The organism is Chitinophaga sp. XS-30 (assembly GCF_008086345.1).
Taxonomy (GTDB): Bacteria; Bacteroidota; Bacteroidia; order Chitinophagales; family Chitinophagaceae; genus Chitinophaga.
Genome location: NZ_CP043006.1, coordinates 52,843 through 73,298, shown reverse-complemented (window position 1 = coordinate 73,298; position 20,456 = coordinate 52,843). Strand labels below are relative to the sequence as shown.

Below are 20,456 nucleotides of genomic sequence, written 5' to 3'. Positions count from 1 at the left end.
AAAGATGTATAGCAGAATATTGATGATAGCGGCTTGTGTCGCCATGTTTAATGCTTCGGCGCAGGATATGCCGAAAGGCCCGGCACAGAATATGCCGAAAGGCCCGGCGCCCTTCGACAAGTTTCATACGAAGGAAATGAAAACGATCAGCGGCGATTTCCCCGTCTATCAGCGCGGAAAGAGCTACTTCCTGGAAATTCCCGCCCAAAGCCTGAATAAAGATATCCTGGTAATGGGGTATGTGCGCAGGGGGGCCTCTGCTATTGCCAAATCGTCCGGTATCATCCGGTTCAGCAAGGGTATTAATGACCATCTGGACGTTACCCGCCCGATTTTCAGTGAAGGGGCTTCCGGGAACGTGAACGGTGATATGGAACCAGTCATTAAAAAGTCCACGAAGGAGCCGGTGAATTACGGTTACCGGATCGAAGCGCTGGGCAGTAAGAAAAACACTTATATCATAGACATAACGCGGCAGATCACCGAAGCGGGAGACTGGTTCAGTTTTGAAGGGCTTTCGTACCTCAGTCACCCCGATCCGCAGCGGTCATTCGTGCAGCGGATCTCACCGGAAGACAATGGTGTCCGGTTTATCGTGGAGCGTTCGCAAACGGACTATATGGGAAGTACCAACGGCCCGAAAAAGGCACATAACGCCAGCTACGAAGTTGAACTGCTGTTCACCGAATTGTCCGGTGACAAAATGCCCCGTAAAATAGCAGAAGGAGAAACCGGTTTTGAAACGTTCAGCTTTACCGACTATGGCAGGGTGGCCTATGCGGCCCGCAAAACCGAATTCATCCGGAAGTGGAACATCCACCCGGCCGGCAAAAGAGCAAAAGCGCACCGCCTGAAAGTGGTGATAGACCCCCTTACCCCGGCATTTTACCGGAGTTATATTAAAGAAGGCATCCTGGCGTGGAACGAAGCTTTCCATGCAGCCGGCTACCGGGATATACTGGAAGTAAGCATCAGTAATGACCTGGAGCTGGCGCCGGGCAAAGTGGTCGTGTATTGGGGCAATGCTTATACAAATATATTGACCGCAACGGTTGATAACCCGGAAACGGGAGAGATCATTACCGCCCGCATGAATCTCACCGAAGGCATCAAAGACGATCTGATGCTCAAATACCTGGTACAGTGCGGCGCAGTGGACGGCCGTATTGTAAAGAATATCAAAGACCGGCATATTGCCGGCGCCATCATGCGCTGGAAAGTAATGCGCGGTATGGGGGAAGTGCTGGGGCTGCGGGAGAACCTGGGCGGAAGTACCCGCTATACCCCGGAGCAGTTGCGAAATGCCGCCGCGTTGAAAACGAACGGCATGAGCGCTTCCATTATGGACGACCTGGAATTTAATTACCTGGCGCAACCCGGTGATCAGGTGCCTGTGGAAGCCCTGATACCCAGGATAGGCGTGGATGATATCGCGGCAATTCAATGGGCCTACGGACCGGAAAATACGAAGAAGATGTACGAATGGCTGCCGGAGAGCAAGGATGACCCGTTTGCCCGCCATGCAGACCTTTCCGCGGACCTGACGGAAGCTGCCATCCTTGGCATCAAAAACCTGGAAAGCATTTATCCGAAGCTGGCCGAAATTTCCGCACAGCTGGACGGTACGGAAAACCTGTTCAATGCGGGCGGTTCGCTTTACGGGGCCGCCCAGCGTGAGTACAGCAAGTATGTCAATGATGTGCTTTCGCAGATCGGCGGAGTATCCGAACGCAGGAGCGGGCCGGTTTTTGTACCTGCCGCGCAACAACGGAAGGCCATGGCTTTCCTTTCCACTTACGTATTCAGTGGTGTGCCGGCCTGGATGAACGTACGCCTGACACCCGATGGTCACATATTCGATGCGGATGAATGGATCGTGCGCCTCCGGGAAAACGTTCTGAACCGCCTGATGAGCATGGAAGTATTGGGCGCATTGGCGCAGCAGGAGACAATAACGGGTAAAGAGGCATTGAATCCTGAAGCACTGTTTGCATTCATCGACAAAGCGGTGTTCAAATCCTTCGATAAAAACCTGGCGCTTACGCCTGCGGAAAGGTCCACGCAGCTGAATTTTGTTTACAACCTTTCACAAACAGCGTTTAAAAGCAATATCAGTAGCGGCTTAAGTGACGCCAATACGTTGCTGCACTATTACCTGACCAGCATCGTGAAAAAGATAGCAGCGCTTGGCCGGGAACATACGGATTTGCTGACACGCGAGAATTACCGCCTGATGCAAATGAAAGCGGAGAAAGAATTTTTCAGTAAGATAAAAGTGTAATAATGAAAAGGATAGTTGGACTTTTAGCGCTGCTCAGTGCTTACGCCGCCTCGGCCCAGCACAGGGAGATCGCTTTTGCGCACGATAACCTGCCTGCTTTAATGGACAAAGCAAAGGCAACAGGAAAAATGATCTTTGTAGACTGTTACACAACCTGGTGCGGCCCCTGCAAATACATGTCAAAAGAAGTGTTCACGCAGGACAGCGTAGCCGATTTTTTCAACAGTCATTTCATCAACCTGAAAATGGATATGGAAAAAGGTGAGGGGCCTGCCATAAAAACACGCTACGACGTAGGGGCCTATCCCACTTACCTGCTGCTGGATGGTGATGGCAACCAGGTCTACAAATTCGTTGGCGGCATGGAAGCGGCTCCATTCATGGAGAAGATACGGGAAGGCATGGACCCTGCTAACCGTATTGCGGAGATGCTGCGCCGATATCAGGAAGGAGACCGGTCCCACCAGCTGATGCGCGATTATATCCGGGAAGCGCTGAAGATGAAAGAGATTGCCCGCGGGAAGGAGTTGGCGCACGAGTATTTTTCGATGCTTGACAGGAAGGAACGGGCCGGTAAAGAGAACTGGTTCATGTTCGGGGAGAATAACTATTCCCGTGAGCTGTCAGACATGCACAGTGAGCACTTCAACTACCTGCTGGAGCATTGGAAGGATTTTGCGGCCGTGCAGGGAAAGGATGTGGTGGATAAAAAGATATCCGGCGTGTTTCTCAAGCTGGCGGGGTATTGCCTGAGGGGATACTACCAGAAGAGCTTTACCTGGAATAAAGCAGCATTTGACCGGTATCGTCAACTGATCAATGGTACACAAACGCCGGATAAAAAGGACTTGCTGGTAATGATGGACATTGCTCAGGCTGCCTGTGAAAAAGATTCCATTAAAGTGCTGGACCTGATGGCGGACAATATCGCAGGTTTCGATAGCAGGAATATGGATATCACATTCGATTTCCTGTCAATGTTCCCCGCTTACAAGCGGAACGCCGCCCCGCGCTGGATGGAGATCATGCAGGCCGTGGCCGCTCATTCGAAAAACCCACATCTGGTTTCACATGTTAAAACATATCTGTAAATATTGCCTGCCGGCCCTCCTGTTGCCTGGCTGGCTTTTTGCCCAGACTGAAGATCCGGCGCGGTATTTCGATGCACCCAATCTTGGCAGGCAGTTTGGCTCCCTGGGGATCGTGCCATTCTTTATCGATGGTCAGGATAAGTTCTGGTTCGTGGCATCAGACAGTTCGGAGCGTAACTACTATTTTATTGATCCGGCTACGAAAACAAAGCGAAATATGTCTGATCTGCCGGTGATCGCAGAAAAGCTCGCCTTGCTTAGGAAAGAGGTCATCGATACAGCGGCGGTCAGGATCAGCGGGCCGGGCATCGGAAATGACAAGGGTATTATGGTGACCTATAGCGGTGACCGCTATCTTTATGCATTTTCATCGGGGGAACTGGAGCCTGTAGTAGCCGGTGCGCCGAAATATAACGACTGGCGCAACGGGTTGTCACCTGACCGGAAATGGCAGCTCTTCGCCCGTTCGCATAACCTGTTTTTGCGCAGATGTGCGGATAGCTCCGAATTTCAATTGAGCCATGATGCATCGTTATATTACTCTTTCGGTATTAATGATGACGACACCTCGTCCGTACGCGACGCTCCTTCGGAAGCGGTGTGGATCAAGGGAACACCGCGTTTTTATGTATTGCGTAAGGACCGCCGCCGTGTGGGTACGATGTCTGTGGTGCATACCTTGTTCAATCCCCGTCCGCGGCTGGAGACCTATAAGTATGAGCTTCCGGGCGACAAGGAAGTGACGCAATACGAATTGTTCATTGGGGATACCTCCTCGAAAAGTCTCGTTCGCATCCATACGGAAAAATGGAAAGACCAGGAGATAACCGTATTGCATGCCGGCCGGAAAATATTCTTTCTTCGTAAAAAACGTACCTGCGATGAAATGGAATTGTGTTCCGTTGATCCGGCCACTGCGGAGGTAAAAAACCTGATCCATGAAACAAGCAGGCCGTTCATCAACGAAGACCTTTTTAAAGCATCCATCCTGCAGGATGGGAACAGGATACTCTGGTGGTCTGACCGTACAGGGTGGGGCCATTATTACCTGTACGATGGAACGGGCAAGCTGAAGGGAGCTGTGACCAGCGGGGAGTGGACAGCCGGCAGGATAGTAAAGATTGATACCACCGCGGAGAAACTTTTTTTCTATGGTTATGGTCGCCAGCCGGGGATCAATCCCTACTATGCATTCGTTTACAGCGTTCAGTTTTCGGGGAAGAAGCTCACTTTGCTGACACCGGAAAATGCCACCCATCACGTATTCATGGCCCCCGGGGGAACATGTTTTGTGGATACCTATTCCCGCATTGACATGCCTCCCCGTACTATTGTGCGCCGGGCGGACGGCCGGGAGGTGATGGAGGCCTGGAAGCCGGATATGAGCAGGTTATACGCTTACGGCTGGAAGGCGCCGGAGATGTTCCGGGTCAAAGCCGCGGACGGTGTAACAGATATTTACGGGTTGATGTGGAAGCCTTTCGATTTTGATAGTACCAGAAAGTATCCCGTTATTTCGCAGGTATATCCCGGCCCGCAGACGGAAACGGTCTGGTCGGAGTTTACCGTATTGGACCGGTATAATAATACCTCGCTCGCGCAATGCGGCTTTGTGGTGGTATGCATGGGCCACAGGGGAGGGTCGCCTTACCGGTCCAAAGCGTATTATACTTACGGTTATGGCAACCTGAGGGATTATGCGCTGGAGGACGACCAGGCAGGCCTGCGGCAGCTGGCAGCCAGGTATGCGTTCATGGATACCACCCGCATCGGCGTCTTCGGGCATTCCGGCGGAGGAATGATGGCCGTGGCCGCTCTTTGCAAGTACCCCGATTTTTATAAAGTGGCGGTAGCATCCTCCGGTAATCACGATAACCGCATATACAACCGCACATGGGGAGAGACCTATCAGGGAATTGACACGGCGTTCCGCTTTAACGTGCAACTCAATCAGGACCTGGCTGCGGGGTTAAGGGGACATTTGCTGCTGGTCACAGGCGAGGTGGATGCGAACGTGCATCCGGGGAATACCTACCGGCTGGTCAATGCGTTGATCCATGAAGGAAAGGAGTTTGACATGCTCGTATTGCCGGGGCAAAGCCACACTTATGAGGGGGATTTCAAAAGCTACTTCCAGCAACGGTTGCGGAATTATTTTAAGGAGCATCTGTAGGGGAAAGCAGCATTCTTTGCAAATACGCCCACTAATCCGGCGGTATCTGGAAAGCAGCGTTCTTTTGGAATTGCCGATGACTACATGTACGCAGGGGCGTGCTTCGGAAGCAGCCACCAGCTCTATATCGACCGGCTTGTGCTTTTTCGCCTGCTCTCCCTGTCTTCGCTTTCCAGACCGGTTCTTCTGAATAATGTTCAATGAACTTTTATAGTCATAGCTTTTATTTCAACGCTAACAGCACGCTACGCGCCTGATCTGCATGGTCTGTCTTTGGGAGATTCATGTAACTTTATGGCAAGATGGAGGTAAAAACGCATTATCCGAAGCATCCTCTGCTAAGGAAATACATTGAGTATTACTATTTTCTGAAGACGGGTTCTGCTGACTTCAGAAGTTCGTACTATGCGTTCCCCCATATGCTTCATTCCCTGAATATTCACCGGGATGTCACTTGCGAAATTGACGTGGATTCCATTATTGTGCGAGGGGGCTCTGCGAATAAGCACCTGATGGTCCTCCAGGGACGGTATGACCGCCCGTTGCGTATTGAATTGTCCGGCATTCTGGATAAGATTACGATCGCGTTTAAGCCCCTGGGACTTAATCCGTTTATCTCGCGCCCCTTCTCTGAAGTCGCCCGGGATACCTCGCAGGTCTTTACAGACTGGTCTGACGATATTGGTTGTAAAGCCTTCCTGGATGCATTCTATAGTACAGGTGCTGAAGATGAACGGATCGACATCCTGGAAACCTACCTGCTGTCCCGCTACCGGCCATTGGAGGGGGAAGACTTGCTGTTACGGGCATTGGCGATGCTGACGGATTTTGACAGCGAACATTCAATTCCTTTCATCGCGGAGCATATCTCCATGACTCCCCGGTCGTTTCACCGGTTCTTCCATAAAAATCTGGGCCTCCCACCCGCCAACTTCCGGAAAATTGCAAGGTTCCGTCACGCCATGCAAAACAGGATGTTCTCCAGCCGGTTCCGCTCTCTCACGGAAATTGGGTATAAAAGCAACTTTTCCGACCAATCCTATTTTATCAGAATTTACAAAGAGATGACCGGAGACAATCCCCGAAAGCTCTTCAGCTCCATCGACAAGCTGGCGGATGATCATGTAATATTCAAGTTCATCAAAGATCTACAGTGAACTGTCCGAAAAGTACAATTTCCGGATAGGCAGATTCTGTCTCTTTGCAGAGAATTTTATGTCATCCGATTTTTAAACTATCAGGTTATGGTCCGCCAGTTTATATTCATCACCGCGTTGTTCTCTGTTGTATCAGCTACGGCGCAGGTTCCAATCACCGAAAAATTGTATTCCGCTTTTCTTGAGGATTCAATAAATTATCAGGTGACGCTCCCTGAAAATTGGGATGCCGATACACACCTGCCGGTATTATATGCCCTTAAATATGGTATGATCGATGGCCCATATATTGCGTCGCAGCTCCGCTATTTCAAAACCGCCCGGTATGCAATACCCAATATGATCGTGGTGACGATCATGGCCGATATGGACAGGATCGGGTTTATATATCGAACAGGGCAGCTTACTGAAACAGGCAGGCGATTCCTCCGTTGCCTGAAAGAGGAGATCATCACTACGGTAACCCGCAAATACCACACGTCCGGATTTAATGCGTACATAGGACATTCCTATGCGGCGAGTTATGCAAATTATCTGGTTCAGCATGAGCCTGGAATATTCAATGGGTATATATTGCTGGCGCCGGAAATGGCTGGCCTGGACTTCACAAAGTCTCTGGAGGGGCAGTCTCCTGTCCCTACCTTTACGCTTGATGAACACAGTATCCGGTACTACAGCCGTGCCCATACCTTTTATTATGTCGCTGTCGGTGAGCAGGATATGGCCCGCCGTCACTTATATGCCCGCAACATATTGGATCAACTCAAAGGGTTGGACAGCCTTCATTTTTTCTCAAAATATGACAGTATTCCGCGGGGAAACCATACCAATATGCTAACGTTGGCCATTCAGCCCGGCCTGGAGTTCATTTCACAATTTTTTAATCCAGGTATGGATGTTGATCCGGAGAGGAATGCATGGGAGGCTTTCAAAGGTGTTGCGTCCCGGGTGAAGGACATTTACGGGATGGAGGTAGAGAGGAATCATTCCTGGTACGGGAAATTCGCGCAGCTTGCTGTCAGCCGGAAGGATACTGCAAGTCTGCTGAAAATCCTGAACTATTTCGATACTGGCAAGCTGAAGGGATATGATACGCGGAGTTTTGGAACATATTGCGCCCAGATTGGCCTTGTTGAACGTGCGGAACAATATTACCGTTCGACGATCGGGAATATTCTGTCCAAAACGGAAATGGAGGGATGGGAATATTTTGTGCTGTCTGAATGCTACTGGAGAATCGCGTCCGAGATAGCGCAGGACAATCATGCAAGGGCATGGGAGAACCTTCAGCAGGCTGTTCAATTTGCCGAAGTTCCAAATAGTCAGGGCGGGAGAAATATGGATATATACTTTCTCGCAGGAAGGTATCTTATTGATAAAGGATATAATGTGAAGGAGGGCATCGGCTACCTGATACGGTATATGGAAATGCGAAAATATACGATTGATGAAATTCACTGGAGCCATGAGAAGATCTACGCATGTTTGGGAAAGGGTTATTATCTCCTGAAAGACATGGCTAATGCCCGCCTGTACCTTCGAAAAGCACTGGCGCTAAATGAAACAAATACAGTAGCAAACGAATATTTGAAGCTGGTAGACGGGCTTGACTGAATTCAATTCACGGCTACATAGTATTCCGGTGCGGCTGTCCGGGTTGATAGCTCCACCAGTAGAAAAACAGGTTTGCCTGACCTGGGGCGTATTTCCCCTGGTCAGGCGATTGTTCATTCGCCCGGGAGCGGTGGTCTTCCCCCATGCATATACGGAACAAGCATGATCTCAATAAAAGAACTGCTCCGATATGATCTGCCCGTCTTTCACTTCATAGAGCATGATCTCATCCATTTGTATCCTTCCGAAGCCTTCCACCGTAATGTCCACATTCCTCCCTACCGCAAAATGATTGCCGGCTACCACCGGACGGGTTGTGGAAGCGCCGTGAAATTCCCGCACCTTTTTTACCCAGTCCTCACCCTTTTTGCGAACAGCAGCTCTGCCCTCTGCGTAGCCGAAATAAGGAGACTCCTGAGGGTCTATGCTCTTTACATCGGCCGCAAAAAGTTCGTCCTGTATCTCGAACCATTTTTCCTGTTGGGCAAGCGCGTTGAATCTTGCTGCGATCTCCTGTGTCGTCATACCTTTACATTTAATTGGACAGATGAAGGGTGCTGTTGGTGACCATCTCCCCTTCAGGCAGATTGGGATGCCCCTTGCCGGTAGTGATCAGGCTGAACAGGCTGTATTGCAGAAAGTGCAGCCATCCGTTGGTACAGGCGTCATAACATTCCACCTCGGGCGTTAACCCGATGTGGGTAAAGTGAAGCTGCGTCTTGCCGCCCTGCCGGGTGATGTCAAAAATGATCGTTGTTCCGGTCCATTCATCCTTGTCGTCTAAAAAACTCAGATGGCTCTCGGTAACCAGCCAAACGATCTTCTGGTCGGGGATCACTTCCGTCAGCTTTTGCCGGGAGATATGCAGGTCCCTGAAGCGGACTTCAAATTCATCGTTCAGCTGTTGTGAAGCACCTTTGAAGTCATCCGACCACCAGGCCGGAACATTATTGATGGCATCGAATACCTCTTTTGGAGACTGGTCCAAGACCCAGGTGAAATTGAGATTGTTGTTCATAATATGCTGGATTAAGTGTTTGTTTTTCACAATGAATATTTTGTTCACCAAAACTATTGTCTTGAACGGAATTATACGGGGTGCTAAATGGACTTTATAATGGGTTGATCCGGACAAGGCTAATGCGCTATATTTGTTATAACGGTTTGCCGCACCGGAAAACTGCCTGTTCAGCCGAAACAGTATTTAAAATAATATGCCATGAAACATCTTTCCATCATCGTCCCGGACGGACAAAGCAACCTGAGCAGCGTAGCCTCCATCGTAGGCGCTTATGAGATATTTACGCAGGCCAACGGATACCGGGAGAAGAGTGGTGAAGGAGGCTTGTTTAAGATTCAGCTGGCCGGTATTTCGGAGAAAGCGGATTTCTATGATGGCCTGTTTTCCGTAAAACCGCAGGTCCATGTTTCCGCTATCGCCAAAACCGATCTCATTATTATCCCTTCGCTGAACCGCGGGTTCCGGGAAGCCGTCAGCGGCAATAAAATGCTGATAGCATGGGTGGAGGAACAATATAAGGGCGGCGCGGAAATAGCCAGTATATGCACCGGCGCATTTATGCTGGCCTCAACAGGTTTGCTGGACGGTAAAATGTGTTCCACGCACTGGTCCGCCGAGGAGACTTTCAGGCAGCTGTTCCCGAAGGTCAATCTGCAGGCAGACCAGCTGATCACGGATGAGAACGGGATTTACACCAATGGCGGCGCCTATTCTTTCCTGAACCTGATGATCTATCTGGTGGAAAAGTATTACGACCGGCAGACCGCTATTTTTTGTGCGAAAATATTCCAGATAGAAATGGACCGCCAGAGCCAGTCTGCCTTTTCCATATTCACCGGCCAGAAGCAGCATGGCGATGAAATGGTAAAGGAAGCACAGGCCTATATTGAAAGCCGGCTGCATGAAAAAATATCGGTGGACCATTTGTCCTCCCGGTTTTCCGTAGGCAGAAGGAACTTCGACAGAAGATTCGTTAAAGCCACGGGGAATACCCCGGTTGAATATTCACAGCGGGTAAAGATCGAGGTGGCGAAACGGGCGTTTGAAACCAGCCGCAAAACCGTTAACGAGGTCATGTATGAAGTGGGGTATTCCGATGTGAAGGCATTCCGGGAGGTGTTCAGAAAGATCACGGGAATGTCTCCGCTGGAATACAGAGGCCGGTACAATAAAATGAACGCTATGCACTAACGCTGCGTAACCCCGCAGTATCAGGCATTGAACTGCCTCAAATGATGATCTGTATGTTTGTAGGCCAGCAAGCCGATCTCTTCCTTTGTCATCTTCCCGAAAAAATCATGCACAAAACCGTGGTTGGAGAAATTTTCATAGCCCTCCAGCAGCTCTGCCCAGATCTTTTTCTGCAGCGTGAGGTCACCGCTTTTTTCTTTTACCGTGAATTGCGAGCCCGCCGGCATGTTTTTCTTCATGGGGCGCTCATCTCCAATAAGGCTTTTCAGGGCCTTCTTGCCAAAGATATATCCCAGGAAGCCCTGTTTGCTGCCCATATCAATTTTGCCTAATATCCATGCATTCCAGATGCAGTTGTGTTTGACCATTTGGTAGATGTTCATTTTTCCCCACTGCGCGGTATTGTGCTCAGGGAGGTTGTTGATCCTTTTTATCAGGTCTTCCCGCGTCTCTTTGTCAAATATCGTTTTCATAACTGCTATTGCTCTTTTGGTTGTAATGAAAAATAGTTTCCTGAATCATCTTTGAACAGTGCTTCCGTAGCATAGAACTCTTTTGTAGGCGGCTTGATGAATTCAACGCCTTTGGCCTTCAGTTCTTCATAGGTCGCAAAGATGTCGTTGCATTGAAGAACGCCGCAGCCGAAAGTGCCTTTTTTTATCAGGTCGATCAATGTTTCAGCGGTTTCTTTGGGAAACATCTTGCTGACGGTAATGGGGAACAATACAATTTGAAGATCAGGTTGCTCCGGCGGCGAAACCGTTAGCCAGCGGGTGCCCGGCCCCATGGGAATATCATCAACGAGTTTGAAACCCAGTTTATTGACGTAGAAGTCGTACGCACTGTCCTGGTTAATGACGTGGATATTGGCGATACTCATTTTTGTGATCATATTTTTTCAGTTTAGTTGTTTGACAGGCAAATTTCGGCAATGGATCAGCCGTTCGTTTCTCCAAAGTTGCTATTCTCCATCCACCCGTGCATATACGCATAGCAACCGGGAACGAATGCAAGGGGAGTTTCCGAGATGGCTGATCTTATTTGTTGTTGCCGGAACAGGTAGGTTGACGGGGAAATGCCGACGGTCCGCTTGAATAGCCCGCTGAAGGAGGTCAGGCTTTCGAATCCTACCAGGAAGCAGGCGTCGGAAACGGGTTTGCCTGACCGCAGCAGTTGAAGGGCCTTTTCCATTCTTACAGCGATCAGGTACTGGTGCGGCGTTTTTCCGTAGATGCTTTTGAACAGCCGTATAAAATGAAATTTTGAGAAGCATGCTTCTCCGGATATGTTGTGCAGATCGATCTTGTCCGCATAGTTGGCATCGATGAAAAGCTTTGCCTGAACAATTCTCCTGTATAAATAGACTTTCGGGTATTGCGCTGTTGTCATACTTTCCGTTTTGATGCTTTGGGGAAGCATTCGCTCCGGCTCCTTCGCAACCAGGTCAAATTTCTTCGGAAAACGCGACAAACAAGCGGGGGTAATACGTCAAATTGAGGGGGGACTTTGTACGGTGATCGTCACATTCCCTTTTTTGTGCCCCTGGTCAACATACCGGTGTGCCGCAACGATCTGGTCCAATGGATAGTTCCTGTCAATGACGGGTTTCAATACACCAGCCTCCACCAGCTCTTTCAGTGTTACCAGGTCTTCCGCGGAATCGGAAGGGCCTCCGCCTGTGATGAACTTCTTTTTGCCGGTGATGGAGGCCCGGAGCATTTGCGGGGTTTTAAGCGGGGAGGTAATATTCACATACACACCATTATCCGCCAGGGCTTTGTTGCAGACAGCAAAGGGGCATTTGTCCACCGCCAGAAAGATCATGTCATATGTCTCCAGTTTGTCTGCGAGATCCCCTGTTGTGTAATCTATCACCTTGTCTGCTCCGAGGGACGCTACCAGGTCAATATTTGCGCTGCTGCACACGCCGGTAACATGTGCGCCAAAGTATTTGGCCAGTTGTACGGCGTAGGTGCCAACACTTCCGGAAGCGCCATAGATCAGCACTCTTTGCCCTTTGCCGATGTTCCCTTTTTTGAGGAAGTACAGCGCTGTTCTGGCACCAATGGGAATGGCAGCAGCTTCTTCGAAGGTGGCATTCACCGGTTTTAGGGCAATGGGCCCATCTTCAGGCATGCATTTGTAGTCAGCATAACCGCCGGCGCTTTTCAGCGTGGCGGCAAAGACCTGGTCACCTTTTTTGAATCGCGTCACATTTTTCCCGGTGGATTCAATTTCTCCCGCGAGTTCTACACCTAAAACGGGGTTTCTGGGTTTGATAATGCCCAGTGCCAGTCTTGCCGGGAGCCAGAATGCCGGCGGAACGGTGAAGCTGCGTATCCTGAAGTCCGCTGCCGTTACCGTGGTGGCATATATTTTAATGCATATTTCGTTGTCTTTCGGTACAGGCTTGTCTATTGTTGTAAGCCGGAGCATTTCGGGAGATCCGTATCCGGTACAAATTACGGCTTTCATTTGCTTTAGCGTTTAGGTGAGCGGCGACCTTTCTTCACTTATCAGGCTGCCCGTCTAAATGTAAAGAAATCTTTGGCAGGAAGGCCGGAAAAGCCCCCATTCCGGGAAGATTTAATATCCGGTAATGAGGGCTGCTGCATGAGGTGTTACGGATCAGTTATTTACCGAAATAGTTTCTCAGCTCCCCGGTGTACTCGCCATAATTCCAGCGGATCTTGTCCGCTTTGCCATCGCCGCTGATGTCTGAGTAATAGTAGATCGTATTGGCGCTCTGGGAAGTACCTCTCAGTGAATAGATGGGACCTTTAAAGGCATTCGTTGTTTCGGAATAGTAGATCTTGGGCTCTCCCAGATAATTGCCGGGGTTCCAGTAGATCTTGTCCGCCCGGCCATCGCCGTTCACGTCCGCGAAATAGAATTTTGTGCTGCTCAGGCCGCTGGTGGCGCCGGAATTGCTGAAAGCGGAAGAGGCCGTAAACGTACCATCGCCGTCGGACAGGTACACCATGGTTTTGCCGGAGTTCAGCGAGGGATGCCAGAGTATTTTATCGGCCCTGCCGTCTCCGTTCACGTCGGCATAATAGAATGTGGTGCCGGCCGTGGTGCTGGCTCCCTCTGCGCCTGACACAACGGACCCGCTGAAGCTGCCGCCGGAAGTAGCCAGGTACACGCGGGTATGGCCATTGTCGAAGGTGGAGTTCCAGTAGATCTTGTCCGCCTTGCCATCGCCGTTCACATCCGCGAAATGGAATATGGTGGTGGAACCCTGGCTGGTGCCTTCCGGATTGCTGACGGCGGTGGCGCTGAAATTGCCGTTCGTTGTGGCGAGGTACACCTGTGTGCGGCCGGAGTTTTGTGTGGGGTCCCAGCGGATCTGGTCTGCTTTGCCGTCGCCGTCTACATCCGCGAAATAGTACCGGGTAGTGGATACAGTGGAGGCCCCTGCCGCATGGGTCACTGCGCCGGAGGCAAAGGTGCCGTTGCCATTGGAGAGGAACACCCTTGTTTTCCCATCGTCAAACGTACGGTTCCAGTAGATCTTGTCGTTTTTCCCGTCACCGTTGATATCAGCGAAATAGAAATTCGTGTTGGCGCTGGCGCTTTTGCCGTTCGCGTCGGTATGCGGCCCGCCGAATATAGCGGGAACGTAGGAGGCTACAATGGCCCAGTGGTCGGATGGCCAGAGGGTTTGCCCGCCAACGCTGAAGCTGGTGGTGATCACATCGGAGCTGGTGAAGGCCAGGTCCCGGGTGCTCATGATGTAATCCAGCTTGCTGTTGCCGATGCCGTCCCAGCCATGGAAAGTTGGCTCGCCGGAACCCTCGAACAGCGCATCTACCATACTGAAGGCGCCTTTCAATTTGTTGATCTCGGAAGTGCCGGGAACGGCATTAAAATCACCAAGACAAATAACCGGGAGGTTCTGGGTGTTGTTGGTGGAGATCGCATCGATCACACTGTCCGCATTCATATTCCTTTGCGCGGAGCTTTCGGTGGTCCAGTGGCTGTTGCAGACGAAATAGCTGTTGGAAGGCACCAGCTTGTCCTGCAGCACCACCCATTTGCCGCTGCGGTAGTCCGGCGTTTTCATGGTGAACCAGCCGGCATTGGTACGGGTGAAGCGGGAGTTCTTGTACCAGATGGATTTGGGGGAGCCGTTAGCCGGACCAGAGTTGTACACGCCATACCCGGCCGCTGCCAGTTCTGCATTGAACCAGGCTTCCATATCATTTTCCGCCAGTTCCTGGATGCCGAAGATGTCCACATCCTCATCGAGAATGATCTGCATGATGTAGCTTTTGCGCTGGTCCAGCGTAAAAGGATCACCGGCAATGGTCTTCCTGACGTTGTAGGACATTACCTTGATCTCGTTCAGCGGTGGTAATGCCTGTGCGGATACGGAGGAGAGGAGGGCGTCCGGCCGCAGGGGCTTTTCCAGGTCATTCAGCTCTTTTACCCGGCATCCCGCAAGGGTCAGCGCTGCCGCCAGGATTACAACGAATGGGTGCCGGCATGACATCAGCATGCTGCCGCGCTTTGAGTTTGTGTTTTTCATTTTTGATCAGTTTTAAAATTGAAGGTTACATGAAGGATCGGGGACGTGATGGTCAGGGTATTTCAGATTTGCATGTTCGGGGCGGCACATCCTGGCTATCGGCCGTAAAAACGTGAAATTTAAGTGTTATAAAGTATTAAAATAAGGTTATTTAACTAAATTAAACATAAGGTAACAAAAAATTAAATATTATTTAATGATCTGGGCATGGATTTCCGGGTTATTGATTTGATTATCAATTAATAACGCGCCAACGGGTCTTTTGCATGTCGGAGGATAAAGCACAGCTATTGATGAATGCGGCAGGATAATGCAGGTTTACCCGCCTTTTTGGGCTTTGCGAAGCCGCTCCATTTCTTTCTGCAGGGTTTTCTTTTCAGCGGGAGATCTTGTCAGGCTGATGGCTTTGGCATAATGGGAGAGCGCTTTTCCGGTATCATCACCGGTATACAGGTAGCCTAAAAGAGAATGATAATAGCTGAGGTCTTCGAGCTGCAGTTGCAGCGCTTCTCTGAGCGCAGCTGCCTTTCCGTACACTTTGGCATAGGCAAAGGTCCGGTTCAATGCGGTGACGGGAGAGTATTCCAACACCAGCAGCTGATTGTACAACGTGAGGATATGTTCCCATTTTTTGCCGGCGTCAGGGGTGGTGTGCCAATAGGCAATGCCGGCTTCCAGGTGGTATTTTGAGGCTTCGTTCCCGGTGCAGGCATTGACCAGGTAGTGATTGCCTTTATCGATCAGTTCCCGGCTCCAGCGGTCCTTGTCCTGCTGCTCAAATAACACCGCCGCCCCGGTTTCATCTTCCCGGGCATCCAGCCTGGAGCTTTGGTAGCACATCAACGCCAGCAGGGCATTGGTTTCGGGCAGGCTGGTCAGCGGATTCTCGGCCAGCAGCAGGGCAAGCCGGATGGCCTCGGAACACAGATCTTTCCGGATCAGGTGATCGCCGGAGCGGGAAGCATACCCTTCATTGAACAAAAGGTATAAGGTCCGCAGCACTACTTCCAGCCTGGACCGGATGGCCGCCCCGGGCAGTTCCCTGATCTGGAAATTGTCGTTGCGCAGATTCGCTCTCGCCCGCAGCAGTCTTTTTTTGATCGTCTCCGGTTTACTGAGAAATGCACCGGCAATCTCTGTGATGCTGAAACCGCAAAGGATCTGCAGTGCAAGACAGATCTGGGCTTCTTTTGAATTGCCGGGGTTGCAGACGGCAAAGATCATCGCCAGCTGGCTGTCTGTAATGGTCTGCTGTGAAAAATCGGGTTCAGGCTCCGTTTCATCCTGCCGGATGGCCGGCCGCACCTTTGTGTCGAAAAGTTTCTGCCGTTTGAAATGGTCTTTCGCCTTGTTTTTGGCAACGGTATAGAGCCAGGCGGCGGGGTTTTCCGGTATGCCGCTGATGGCCCAGGTTTCCGTGGCTTTCAGAAAAGTTTCACTGGCAATATCTTCAGCGATCCCGATATGCTGCAAGCCAAAATGACGGCATAACACTGCCGTCATTTTGGAATATTCCAGCCGGAACAGGTGAGGCAAAAGCTCCTGGTATGCTGTTTTTGCTGTCAAGGTGTTATGATTTCTCTTCCGGCGTCAATACTGCCCTCACTTCCACATTGCCGCCGCCTTTGAGGATCGGGTTGTTTTGCGCCAGCTCCACGGCTTCTTCGATCGTAGCGGCTTTTACGATCATATAGCCGCTGATAAATTCCTTGATCTCGGTGTACGGGCCATCCGTTACCACGCCGCCGGGTTTTACCGTTTTTGCCGCGGTGGCGGAGAGCCTGTTGCCCTTGTCCGCCAGCTTGTTCTGCGCCGCAACACCGGCCAGCCAGTTCATTCTCTCCTGCATTTGCTCAGGGGAAGGGCTGGCATGCGGATTACTGCTGTTCCTGAAAATCAATACAAACTCTTTCATTGTGTTAAATTTTATGGTTCATGCTCACAACGATTGAAGGTACCGTACGGGGACAAAAATGCGTTTTATTTTATCGGAGAAAAGCGCAGCCCGCGCCCTGACGCCCAGCCGTGCGCGTTACATCGCCAGCAAAACCGCCACATAATGACAGATGGCAGCCACCAGCACAAATGTATGCCATATGGCATGGCTGTACGTTCCCTTGTCCCGCATATAAAATATCACCCCAACCGAGTACAATACGCCGCCCGTGGCGATCAGTATCAATATGGAAAGCGGCAGCTCGTCGTAGAACCGCCGGCCGCCAACGATCATGATCCATCCCATTAACAGGTAAATGATCGTGCTGATGATATCGAACCGGCCCGTGAACCAGATCTTGAAGAAAACACCCACAATGGTCAGGCCCCATAAAACGGACAATAGCGAAATGCCGAAAGCATCATTCATATACACCAGCAGAAAAGGCGTATAAGTACCGGCGATCAGGAAATAAATGCTGATATGATCGAAGATCAGGAATATCTTTTTAACAGCAGGTTCCAGCGAAAGATGATAGATCGTGGAACTGGAAAAAAGCAGGATGAAACAGAAACTGTAGATACCGGCGCCAACAACACCGGCGGTATTGCCATGCGCGGCTGCCAGCCCTATCAGCACCGGAAGCCCGCTAACGCCGAATGCTACCCCAAGGCCGTGGATCAACCCGTTTATAATTTCCTGCTTACGGCTGTAGATGGACATAAAGGATATTTTGGGTTAAAATTAGGGAATTTATGAGGGGCAGGGCTGAGATAAAAAAGGGGAACGGATGATTGATATCATGACTGGTGAAAATTTTTCCGCATGATGTATCATCCGGCCTGCTGCGTGATCTCCACCAGCGATTTGCCAAAATCCTGCCCGTAGCTCTCGCGGTATTCCTTGGCGAATTTCCCGTAGGTTTCTTTTGCCATGCTGTGCCTTCCCAGGTGGATGAGCGCTTTGCTTTTCCAGGCCAGCGCTTCTTCGTTCAGGTTGTCGAACTGGAAAATAGCATTGGCTATCCTGACAATAAACTCCGCTTCCGCATGCAGGTCCGCCCGGGATGCGTATTTCAGCAGCAGGTCGATCACCTGTACGGATGTATCGAACTTCAACGGGTCCAGCCACTCATAATGGACTGTGCGCAGCAGCGCGCCGCGGTGCACGATCTCCAGCAATCCATGTACAAAGGCATGATCGATACCATGCGGATGATCGTGCAGCAGGCGGATGAAATGCTGGTAGTCCACATAAATATGCTCTTCCAGTACATCCAGCTTCCACTTCCCGGATTCCCTGCCGATATGGAACCCGCCGATCTTTTCCAGGATGGCTTTCAGTTTGACGATGTTCACCGAAAAGTTGTTGCGCGCATCCTTCGGGGACTTGTCGTTCCACAGGATGTCATACAGCTCTTCGGAGGCGATGCCTTTGCCGTCTTTCATGGAATGCACCACCAGCAGCAGGAAAAGCTCTTTCAGCAGTGGGGTGAACAGTTTGGTGATATCCTGCCCTTCCTTGTCGAACACCTCGAACTGGCCGAACAGGTAAATGGCGGAAGTCTCCGGATGTTTTTCCGTCTCTTCCTCCGGGAAAGCTGCATTGTCCGGCACGGTCTCCGCGGGCCTGCGCTTTTTCCGCCATAACAAAATGCCTGCTAACAGCACGATGCCGGCGAGCAGGTACATCCAGTAGCCCCGGCCGCCGGCTGCGGCCGCTGTTGCCGGCTCCGCGGGATTGGGCGGGAAGTCCAGCGTATACACCTTCACGCTGGCAATATTTTCTTTGGAATGGTATAACGTAACGGCCACCAGTTTCTGACTGACCGGGGAATAAAAAAGATCGGCAAAGGAGCGGACATCATAAAAAGCGTAAGGAATGGTATCGCCGATCAGCTGGTAACCCGGCTGATGCAATGATCCGCGGATCAGCTGCAGGGAGGAATTGAACTGATCGTTCGGGTAGATCAGCGTGTAATAGTCCTGCCCCGCAGGGTCTATCACCAGGCTGTTCGCGAAGCAGAACTGGCGTGGCGGCTCCGGCTGGTGATAGCGCAGATGGAAAGTGCTGTCACCGATGCTGTAGGCCATCAGGTCGTAATTATATTTCGGATTAACGGCCTGATCGCCTGTGTTGCTGCCATAGCCACCCATGATAAAAGCCGTATCGTTCGTTTCATTGAGGCCCAGTGCGGCCAGGTAACGCGGCATGAGCGTATCGCCTTTTACCGGCACCAGCGTCCACTGCCGGGTGGGGAAATGATAGCGCTGTACCAGGTTCTTGTATTGCAGCTGGCCGTAGCCGCACATGATATATAAAGCGGAATCCTGCGGCGAGAGGAACTTGTTGGCCTGCCAGTACTCGGTCAGCTCCATGGAACTGAAAGCGGAATCCCAGGAGCGGCTGGCGGTGTCATAGGTGCTGACCTGCTTTTCATCGATATAAAAATTGTACAGCCTGTTTTGCGTGTTGCTGTACACGGACTGGTTCCCGGCGGGCAGTATGTCCCTGCTGCGGGCCGCAGGCTCGCCGGTCAGGGTCATGTTCTTCAGTGACAGGCGGTACAGCGAATCCACCGTAACAATATAGAGGACTTCCTGTTTTTTGTCGAACGCCGTGCTCGGTGCCCCTTTTGTCTGAAAGGCCGCTACCTGTTCCCAATGCTGGTGCCGCGGCTTGATCCATACCGGGTTCTTTACCCGGGCGGCCTGCCGGGTGACCTCATCCTGCGCCGTTGTGCCACTGCTTTCCGAAAGCGGATAGTAATGGATCAGCTTGCCGTCTGCCTTTATGCGGATATCCTTTATCCGCATAGGGGGAACATCCAGCGTCTGAAAACCTTCAAAACTGTTGGCGCCGAAGAATATCCGGGCGCAGGGCTGCTTGTCCAGCCCGATGTGGCCTTTGGCGATCAGTTCATTATTATAATAAAAGGATGCTTCCTGCCGCTTGCCGTCGAAAAGCAGCCTGAACCGGCTCCATTTCCCGAATATCTGCGCCGTATCGATCACAAAACTGCCGGTAATGACCTCCCTGATCACAAAATTGAAGGTAGCCAGCCGCTGGTTATATACCAGGTCGATATTCCGGTGGTCGCTGGTCAGCAACCGCATAACGTACCCGAAATAGGTTTCCAGGTTAGGCCGCAGCATCAGGTCAAAGGAAATTTCTGTAACGTCTCCCAGGCATACCGGGTCCGTCGGCGTCAGGTCCAGCGAAGTCCTTTTTTCCGGAACAACCTCGTGACTGGAAAATGCCAACCCGTGAGATTGGCCGTTTGCGAACTGAACAGTTAATATAATATACAGTAAACAGTAAAAATATCTCCCCATGAGAGGCTTATTATCCAATGAGCTACAAAGTACTTAATTTCTGATGTAAAACTAACCGCCGGGCGCATTCCACCCCGCCAAAGCCTGTTCCGGCTTCAGTTATACGTAAGGCTTACACTTAAAATC

General features: G+C 50.9%; 17 protein-coding genes. 6 read left to right on the top strand and 11 right to left on the bottom strand.

Features of this window, described 5'->3' with window-relative positions; genetic code table 11:
* Positions 1-4 precede the first annotated feature (4 nt).
* The 5 genes from FW415_RS00310 to FW415_RS00290 all read left to right on the top strand — a co-directional run bounded on the left by FW415_RS00310 (position 5) and on the right by FW415_RS00290 (position 8,316).
* On the top strand, positions 5-2,281 hold the full coding sequence (locus FW415_RS00310) for a zinc-dependent metalloprotease (RefSeq protein ID WP_148382324.1): 2,277 nt from the start codon (positions 5-7) through the stop codon (positions 2,279-2,281).
* A 2-nt stretch (positions 2,282-2,283) separates the two neighbouring features.
* A complete protein-coding gene (locus FW415_RS00305; protein ID WP_148382323.1) occupies positions 2,284-3,372 on the top strand; it encodes a thioredoxin family protein in 1,089 nt (362 codons plus the stop codon).
* Positions 3,353-5,545 carry a DPP IV N-terminal domain-containing protein gene (locus tag FW415_RS00300; protein ID WP_148382322.1) on the top strand — a complete coding sequence of 731 codons (2,193 nt, stop codon included), beginning with the start codon at positions 3,353-3,355 and terminating at the stop codon, positions 5,543-5,545. Before FW415_RS00305 ends, FW415_RS00300 begins: the two co-directional genes overlap by 20 nt.
* A gap of 302 nt (positions 5,546-5,847) precedes the next feature.
* On the top strand, positions 5,848-6,702 hold the full coding sequence (locus FW415_RS00295) for an AraC family transcriptional regulator (protein WP_148382321.1): 855 nt from the start codon (positions 5,848-5,850) through the stop codon (positions 6,700-6,702).
* Between the two features lie 87 nt (positions 6,703-6,789).
* Positions 6,790-8,316 (top strand): alpha/beta hydrolase-fold protein, encoded by a 1,527-nt coding sequence (locus tag FW415_RS00290; RefSeq protein ID WP_148382320.1) that lies wholly within the window; start codon positions 6,790-6,792, stop codon positions 8,314-8,316.
* Between the two features lie 168 nt (positions 8,317-8,484).
* On the opposite strand, the gene FW415_RS00285 is transcribed toward FW415_RS00290, so the two are convergent.
* The gene (locus FW415_RS00285; protein WP_148382319.1) at positions 8,485-8,841 is read right to left on the bottom strand and encodes a nuclear transport factor 2 family protein; all 357 of its coding nucleotides are present in this window, start codon (positions 8,839-8,841) and stop codon (positions 8,485-8,487) included.
* Positions 8,842-8,851: 10 nt separating this feature from the next.
* Positions 8,852-9,334 (bottom strand): SRPBCC domain-containing protein, encoded by a 483-nt coding sequence (locus FW415_RS00280; protein WP_148382318.1) that lies wholly within the window; start codon positions 9,332-9,334, stop codon positions 8,852-8,854.
* A 201-nt stretch (positions 9,335-9,535) separates the two neighbouring features.
* On the opposite strand from FW415_RS00280, the gene FW415_RS00275 reads away from it, so the two are divergent.
* Positions 9,536-10,528 (top strand): GlxA family transcriptional regulator, encoded by a 993-nt coding sequence (locus FW415_RS00275; protein ID WP_148382317.1) that lies wholly within the window; start codon positions 9,536-9,538, stop codon positions 10,526-10,528.
* Positions 10,529-10,548: 20 nt separating this feature from the next.
* Here FW415_RS00275 and FW415_RS00270 read toward each other — a convergent pair whose 3' ends face one another.
* The 9 genes from FW415_RS00270 to FW415_RS00230 all read right to left on the bottom strand — a co-directional run bounded on the left by FW415_RS00270 (position 10,549) and on the right by FW415_RS00230 (position 20,258).
* Positions 10,549-11,001 (bottom strand): DinB family protein, encoded by a 453-nt coding sequence (locus FW415_RS00270; protein WP_148382316.1) that lies wholly within the window; start codon positions 10,999-11,001, stop codon positions 10,549-10,551.
* Positions 11,002-11,006: 5 nt separating this feature from the next.
* Positions 11,007-11,420 carry a VOC family protein gene (locus FW415_RS00265; protein ID WP_148382315.1) on the bottom strand — a complete coding sequence of 138 codons (414 nt, stop codon included), beginning with the start codon at positions 11,418-11,420 and terminating at the stop codon, positions 11,007-11,009.
* 44 nt (positions 11,421-11,464) lie between these two features.
* Entirely contained in the window at positions 11,465-11,917 is a 453-nt protein-coding gene (locus tag FW415_RS00260; RefSeq protein ID WP_148382314.1) for an AraC family transcriptional regulator, read from the bottom strand.
* A 99-nt stretch (positions 11,918-12,016) separates the two neighbouring features.
* A complete protein-coding gene (locus FW415_RS00255; RefSeq protein ID WP_148382313.1) occupies positions 12,017-13,003 on the bottom strand; it encodes an NAD(P)-dependent alcohol dehydrogenase in 987 nt (328 codons plus the stop codon).
* A 157-nt stretch (positions 13,004-13,160) separates the two neighbouring features.
* Positions 13,161-15,059 carry an FG-GAP-like repeat-containing protein gene (locus FW415_RS00250; RefSeq protein WP_246858866.1) on the bottom strand — a complete coding sequence of 633 codons (1,899 nt, stop codon included), beginning with the start codon at positions 15,057-15,059 and terminating at the stop codon, positions 13,161-13,163.
* Between the two features lie 318 nt (positions 15,060-15,377).
* Positions 15,378-16,625: an RNA polymerase sigma factor gene (locus tag FW415_RS00245; protein WP_246858865.1), complete on the bottom strand. Its 1,248-nt coding sequence runs from the start codon at positions 16,623-16,625 to the stop codon at positions 15,378-15,380.
* A 4-nt stretch (positions 16,626-16,629) separates the two neighbouring features.
* Positions 16,630-16,974 (bottom strand): YciI family protein, encoded by a 345-nt coding sequence (locus FW415_RS00240; protein WP_148382312.1) that lies wholly within the window; start codon positions 16,972-16,974, stop codon positions 16,630-16,632.
* A 117-nt stretch (positions 16,975-17,091) separates the two neighbouring features.
* A complete protein-coding gene (locus tag FW415_RS00235; RefSeq protein WP_148382311.1) occupies positions 17,092-17,718 on the bottom strand; it encodes a hemolysin III family protein in 627 nt (208 codons plus the stop codon).
* Between the two features lie 110 nt (positions 17,719-17,828).
* Positions 17,829-20,258, bottom strand: coding sequence for a hypothetical protein (locus tag FW415_RS00230; protein ID WP_148382310.1), 2,430 nt, complete (start codon positions 20,256-20,258; stop codon positions 17,829-17,831).
* Positions 20,259-20,456 lie beyond the last annotated feature (198 nt).

Bases quoted from the DNA above. Each gene is read 5' to 3' on its own strand.
- FW415_RS00310 (WP_148382324.1), top strand. From the start codon at position 5: ATGTATAGCAGAATATTGATGATAGCGGCTTGTGTCGCCATGTTTAAT.
- FW415_RS00305 (WP_148382323.1), top strand. From the start codon at position 2,284: ATGAAAAGGATAGTTGGACTTTTAGCGCTGCTCAGTGCTTACGCCGCC.
- FW415_RS00300 (WP_148382322.1), top strand. From the start codon at position 3,353: ATGTTAAAACATATCTGTAAATATTGCCTGCCGGCCCTCCTGTTGCCT.
- FW415_RS00295 (WP_148382321.1), top strand. From the start codon at position 5,848: ATGGAGGTAAAAACGCATTATCCGAAGCATCCTCTGCTAAGGAAATAC.
- FW415_RS00290 (WP_148382320.1), top strand. From the start codon at position 6,790: ATGGTCCGCCAGTTTATATTCATCACCGCGTTGTTCTCTGTTGTATCA.
- FW415_RS00285 (WP_148382319.1), bottom strand. From the start codon at position 8,841: ATGACGACACAGGAGATCGCAGCAAGATTCAACGCGCTTGCCCAACAG.
- FW415_RS00280 (WP_148382318.1), bottom strand. From the start codon at position 9,334: ATGAACAACAATCTCAATTTCACCTGGGTCTTGGACCAGTCTCCAAAA.
- FW415_RS00275 (WP_148382317.1), top strand. From the start codon at position 9,536: ATGAAACATCTTTCCATCATCGTCCCGGACGGACAAAGCAACCTGAGC.
- FW415_RS00270 (WP_148382316.1), bottom strand. From the start codon at position 11,001: ATGAAAACGATATTTGACAAAGAGACGCGGGAAGACCTGATAAAAAGG.
- FW415_RS00265 (WP_148382315.1), bottom strand. From the start codon at position 11,420: ATGATCACAAAAATGAGTATCGCCAATATCCACGTCATTAACCAGGAC.
- FW415_RS00260 (WP_148382314.1), bottom strand. From the start codon at position 11,917: ATGACAACAGCGCAATACCCGAAAGTCTATTTATACAGGAGAATTGTT.
- FW415_RS00255 (WP_148382313.1), bottom strand. From the start codon at position 13,003: ATGAAAGCCGTAATTTGTACCGGATACGGATCTCCCGAAATGCTCCGG.
- FW415_RS00250 (WP_246858866.1), bottom strand. From the start codon at position 15,059: ATGAAAAACACAAACTCAAAGCGCGGCAGCATGCTGATGTCATGCCGG.
- FW415_RS00240 (WP_148382312.1), bottom strand. From the start codon at position 16,974: ATGAAAGAGTTTGTATTGATTTTCAGGAACAGCAGTAATCCGCATGCC.
- FW415_RS00235 (WP_148382311.1), bottom strand. From the start codon at position 17,718: ATGTCCATCTACAGCCGTAAGCAGGAAATTATAAACGGGTTGATCCAC.